At 70.9% G+C, this 5764-nt stretch carries 4 protein-coding genes; all 4 read right to left on the bottom strand.

The features are described from left to right. Positions 1-2604: glutamate synthase central domain-containing protein (locus tag ASF82_RS16085; RefSeq protein WP_304437974.1), on the bottom strand; the 2604-nt coding region annotated here is incomplete at its 3' end. A 241-nt stretch (positions 2605-2845) separates the two neighbouring features. Beyond that, positions 2846-3844 (bottom strand): prolipoprotein diacylglyceryl transferase, encoded by a 999-nt coding sequence (lgt, locus tag ASF82_RS06180; protein WP_056054754.1) that lies wholly within the window; start codon positions 3842-3844, stop codon positions 2846-2848. Between the two features lie 75 nt (positions 3845-3919). After that, the gene (gene trpA / locus ASF82_RS06175; protein WP_056054751.1) at positions 3920-4738 is read right to left on the bottom strand and encodes a tryptophan synthase subunit alpha; all 819 of its coding nucleotides are present in this window, start codon (positions 4736-4738) and stop codon (positions 3920-3922) included. Next, the coding region (trpB, locus tag ASF82_RS06170) for a tryptophan synthase subunit beta (RefSeq protein WP_235491172.1) at positions 4735-5764 on the bottom strand (1030 nt) is incomplete at its 5' end. The genes trpA and trpB, both read right to left, overlap by 4 nt.

The following is a 5764-nucleotide window of genomic DNA, read 5'->3' as shown; positions in this document are numbered from 1 at the left end:
GCGGACGCCGTGCTTGAAGGTGAAGAGCCCGCGGAGCGTCATGAGCTCCTCCGCCTGGTCGTCGACGAGCTTGGTGTACTCGCGGAAGATGTCGTAGCGACGCGTCCGGGTCGCGTGCTGCAGTCGGAAGACGGTGTCGGGGTTGAAGAGGTGGCGCGGGCCCTCGCGGCGCCACTGGTACTCGCCGCCGGTCGCGAGGCGCTCGTGGGCGATGACCGAGCCGTCGGTCGGGTAGGCGCTCGTGTGGCGGTCCTTGTTCTCGGCCGCGATCACGTCGATGCCGACCCCGCCGAGCATCGTCGACGTGCCGGTGAAGTACGTGTCGACGAACTCCTGGCTGAGGCCGACGGCCTCGAAGGCCTGGGCGGCGGCGTAGCTGGAGACGGTGGAGATGCCCATCTTGGACATGATCTTGAGCACGCCCTTGCCGAGCGCCTTGATCAGGTTGTGGACGGCGTCCTCCGGCGTGATGCCGGTGATCATGCCCGCCCGCACGAGGTTCTCGCAGGTCTCCATGGCGAGGTAGGGGTTGATCGCGGAGGCGCCGTAGCCGATCAGGGTCGCGACGTGGTGCACCTCGCGGACGTCGCCGGCCTCGACGATCAGGCCGACCTTCATGCGGTTCTCGGTCCGGATGAGGTGGTGGTGGACCGCGGCGATCATCAGCAGGGACGGGACGGGAGCGAAGTCCTGGTTGGAGTCGCGGTCGGAGAGGACGATGAACTGCGCGCCCGCCTCGATCGCGTCGTCGACCTCGTTGCACATCGCGGCGATGCGCTTCTCGAGGGCACGCGGCCCCTTGTCGGCCCGGTACAGACCGCGGATCGTCGTCGTGACCCGCGAGCCGGGGCTGGGGTCGATGTGCTGGATCTTCGCGAGCTCGTCGTTGTCGATGACCGGGAAGTCGAGGATCACCTGGCGAGCGTGCTCGGGGGTCGCCGAGAGGAGGTTCCTCTCCGGACCGAGCCCGAGCGCCAAGGACGTGACGACCTGCTCGCGGATGGAGTCGAGCGGCGGGTTCGTCACCTGCGCGAACTGCTGCGTGAAGTAGTCGAAGAGGAGGCGGGGCCGCTCGGAGAGGACGGCGATCGGGGTGTCGCTGCCCATCGCCCCGAGGGGCTCGGCGCCCGTCTTCGCCATCGGGGTGAGGAGGATGCGGACCTCCTCCTCGGTGTAGCCGAAGGTGCGCTGGCGCCGGGTGACCGAGGCGGGGGTGTGCACGATGTGCTCTCGCTCGGGCAGGTCGGAGAGGTGGATCCGGCCCTGGGCCAGCCACTCGCCGAAGGGCGCGGAAGCAGCGAGCTCCGCCTTGATCTCGTCGTCCTCGATCAGACGGCCGGCCTCGGTGTCGACGAGGAACATCTTGCCGGGGCGCAGACGGCCCTTGCGGACGACCTTCGCGGGGTCGAGCTCGGGCAGGACGCCGATCTCGCTGGCGAGCACGACGAGCCCGTCGTCGGTCACGAGGTACCGACCCGGGCGCAGGCCGTTGCGGTCGAGCGTCGCGCCCACGACGGAGCCGTCGGTGAACGTGATGGCCGCGGGGCCGTCCCACGCCTCCATGAGCATCGAGTGGTACTCGTAGAAGTCGCGGAGGGAGGGGTCGATGTCGACCTGGTTCTCCCAGGCCTCGGGCACCATCATCATCACCGAGTGGGGCAGCGAGCGGCCGGTGAGGCTGAGCAGCTCGACCACCTCGTCGAACGACGCGGAGTCGCTCGCGCCCGGGCTGACGATCGGGAGCAGAGGCTTGAGGTCGCCGATCAGCTCGGACTCGAGCTGCGACTGACGAGCGCGCATCCAGTTGCGGTTGCCCCGGACGGTGTTGATCTCGCCGTTGTGGGCGATCATGCGGAAGGGCTGGGCGAGCGGCCAGGACGGGAACGTGTTCGTCGAGTACCGCGAGTGGACGATGGCGAGCTTCGACGCGAAGCGCTCGTCGCTGAGGTCGGGGTAGAACGGCTCGAGCTGCAGCGTCGTGACCATGCCCTTGTAGACCATGGTGCGGCTGCCGAGCGACGTGAAGTACGCGGACAGCTTCGCCTCGGCGCGCTTGCGCAGCCGGTACGCCTGACGGTCGAGGGCGACGCCCGCGAGCGGAGCCCCGTCGGCGTCGCGACGGCGGCTGCTGACGAAGACCTGCTCGAACGCGGGCATGGCGTTGCGGGCCAGGGTGCCGAGCTGCTCGGGGCGCACGGGCACCTCACGCCAGCCGAGGACGTCGAGCTGCTCGAGGTCCGCGATGCGCTCGATGCCGGTCTTCATCTCGGCGCGCTCCTGGTCGTCGAGCGGCAGGTAGACGATGCCGACGGCGTACTCGCCGGCGGAGGGCAGGGAGAAGTCGACGACCTCGCGGAGGAACGCGTCGGGCACCTGGCAGAGGATGCCGGCGCCGTCGCCCGTGCCGGCGTCGGAGCCGATGGCTCCGCGGTGCTCGAGGTTGCGCAGCGCGCCGAGGGCGGCGTCGATGATGTCGTGGCCCGGGGTGCCGCGGAGGGTGGCGACCATGGCGAGGCCGCAGGCGTCCTTCTCGTTGCTGGGGTCGTAGAGACCCTGCGCCGCAGGGACCGTGCTGAACTGCTGGTGGGCTGGCGTGAGCGCCATGTGATCCGTCCTCACGAAGAGATCCTGTACGAGTCGGGACGTCGTCGGCCCGGGCGGGCGGCGTCGTCGCGAGAGCGCGAGACGCCGGCGGTGCTGGCCGGACGAGGTGTGGTCGTCTGGCGTGCGGCGCAGCAGAGGCTTCCCGGGACCGCTTGTGGCGGTCGTGAGGCGGTGTGCGACGCGGAGGATGCTCGTGAGCAGTCAGCGGGAGGTGCCTGTGGCGGCACCGGCCCCGTGGAGCTCAGGAACGTGGCGTGGTCTCGGTCTTGTCGGCCGAGGACCCCGCGGAGACCAGCTCGGGTTCGTCGTCCTCCGTGTACGTGTCGGAGGAGTCTACCTCAGACTGACGCTCGGCCGGCGACCGCCCGGGGAGGTACGCGCCGGGCACCCGGCCGGTGTGACGGCGTGAGGCGACCACCCAGATGACGACGCCGAGGACGATCGCCGCGAACGACATCCACACGTTGGTGCGGATGCCCAGGAACAGGAGGCTCGGATCGGTGCGGATGGACTCGAAGACGGATCGGCCGATGCCGTACCAGACCAGGTAGAAGGCGAGCCCGCGGCCCCACTGCAGCGGCGTGCGACGCTCTATCAGCAGCAGGACGGCGACGCCGGCGAGCATCCAGATGATCTCGTAGAGGAACGTGGGGTGGAACAGCGTGCCCTCGGGCAGCCCGGTGGGCCACGCGGCGTTGCTCTGCTCGATCTCGAGGCCCCAGGGAAGGTCGGTCGGCGTGCCGAACAGCTCGTGGTTGAACCAGTTGCCGAGCCGCCCGAAGGCCTGGGCGACGAGGAGGCCCGGCGCCAGCGAGTCGGCGAAGACCGAGAACCGCAGACCCGTCGCCCGGCAGCCCAGCCAGACCCCGACGGCCCCGAAGAGGAGCGCTCCGTAGATGGCGAGCCCGCCCTCCCACACCGCGACCACGTGCCACAGCGGCTGACCCGCGAAGTAGTCGGCGGGGTGGGTGACGACGTGGAAGAAGCGGCCCCCGACGATGCCGAGGGGCACGCAGAACAGCATGACGTCGATGACGACGCCGTTCTCGGCCCCGCGGGCGCGCAGGCGCTGGTTCGTGATGAGGCCCGCGACGACGATGCCCACGAGGATGCAGATGGCGTAGGCGTGGATGCGCAGCGACCCGGGCACGGAGGCGCCGAAGGTCGAGTTGATCCAGTTCGTGAGGTCGAAGTACTGCCAGTCGGCGGACGGGCTCGGGATGCTCAGGGGGACGAACACGGGCGGGGGCGCCTTTCAGGGGGAACGACAGGACGTCGGCAGGCCGACGCGGAACGACTCTAGCGCGGCCGTCCGTCAGGGACGGACGGCGGCGCCGGAGGAGAGGTCGGCGGCGACGGTCGCGAGGCGGTCGAGGCCGCCCTCGGCGAGGGCCCGGACGAACGCCGAGCCGATGATGGCCCCGTCGGCGTACTCGAGGACCTCGCGCACCTGCTGCGCCGTGGAGATGCCGAGCCCCACGCAGGCGTTCTCGACCCCGGCGGCCCGCAGTCGGTCGACCAGGGTGTGCGCCGCCGAGTCGACGTCGGTGCGGGCACCCGTGATGCCCATGGTCGAGACCGTGTAGACGAACCCACGGCTGCGCTCGACGGACTGCCGGAGGCGCGCGTCGCTCGACGACGGAGCCGCCAGGAACACCCGGTCGAGCCCCGCGGCCTCGGAGGCCTCGAGCCAGGCGCCCGCCTCGTCGGGGATGAGGTCGGGCGTGATGAGCCCGGCCCCGCCGGCGGCGGCGAGGTCGTCGGCGAAGCGCTGGACGCCGTACTGCTCGACGGGGTTCCAGTACGTCATGACCACGACCGGAGCCGCGGTGCGGGCGGTGATCTCGCGCACCGCGGTGAAGACGTCGCGCACGCGGAAGCCCTCGGCGAGGGCACGCTGCGTCGCCGCCTGGATCACCGGGCCGTCCATGACGGGGTCGGAGTACGGGAGGCCCAGCTCGATGACGTCGACGCCGTTCTCGGCGAGGACGACGGCGGCGTCGATGCTGGTCTGCAGGTCGGGGAAGCCGACCGGGAGGTAGCCGATGACGGCGCCGGTGCCGGCGTCGCGACGGGCACGGATGGCGGCGGAGACCTTGCTGGCCGTCTCGGGGGCGGAGGCGACGTCGCTCACAGCTGCTGCGCCTCCTCGTCGAGGACCCCGAAGTACCGGCTGGCGGTCGCGACGTCCTTGTCGCCGCGGCCGCTCATCGACACCAGGATCGTCCAGTCAGGGTGGCGCTGGCCGAGCTTGATCGTGCCGGCCAGGGCGTGGGCCGTCTCGATGGCGGGGAGGATGCCCTCGGTCTGCGTGAGCAGCTTGAAGGCGGCCATGGCCTCGGCGTCGGTCACGGGCTCGTAGTGCGCCCGGCCGCTCTCGGCGAGCCAGGCGTGCTCGGGCCCGACGCTCGGGTAGTCGAGCCCCGCGGAGATGGAGTGGCTCTCGAGTGTCTGGCCGTCTTCGTCCTGCATGAGGTACGACTTCGTGCCCTGGAGGTTGCCGATCCGGCCCAGCGTGATCGAGGCGGCGTGGCGGCCGGTCTCGACGCCGTCGCCGCCGGCCTCGTAGCCCCAGAGCTCGACCGACGGGTCGTCGAGGAACGCGTGGAAGATGCCCATGGCGTTCGAGCCCCCGCCGACGCACGCCGTGACGGCGTCGGGCAGGGCGCCGGTGAGGGCGAGCACCTGCTCACGCGCCTCCTCGCCGATGATCTTGTGGAAGTCGCGCACCATCGCCGGGAAGGGGTGCGGACCCGCGACCGTGCCGAGGACGTAGTGCGTCGTGTCGACGCTGGCGACCCAGTCGCGCATCGCGTCGTTGATGGCGTCCTTCAGGGTGCGCGAGCCCGTGGTGACCGAGACCACCTCGGCGCCGAGCAGGCGCATGCGGGCGACGTTCAGGGCCTGGCGCTCGGTGTCGACCTGGCCCATGTAGACGACGCACGACATGCCGAAGAGGGCCGCGGCCGTCGCCGTGGCGACGCCGTGCTGGCCGGCCCCGGTCTCGGCGATCAGCCGGGTCTTGCCCAGCTTGCGGGCCAGGAGGGCCTGGCCGAGCACGTTGTTGATCTTGTGCGAGCCCGTGTGGTTCAGGTCTTCGCGCTTGAGGATGACGCGGGCGCCGCCCGCGTGCTCGGCGAACCGGGGCACCTCGGTGATG

Origin of the sequence: Frigoribacterium sp. Leaf164, from assembly GCF_001423665.1 — a bacterium.
Taxonomy (GTDB): Bacteria; Actinomycetota; Actinomycetes; order Actinomycetales; family Microbacteriaceae; genus Frigoribacterium; species Frigoribacterium endophyticum.
Note: the sequence above shows the minus strand (reverse complement) of the source record. Positions and strands in the feature narration are given on the sequence as shown.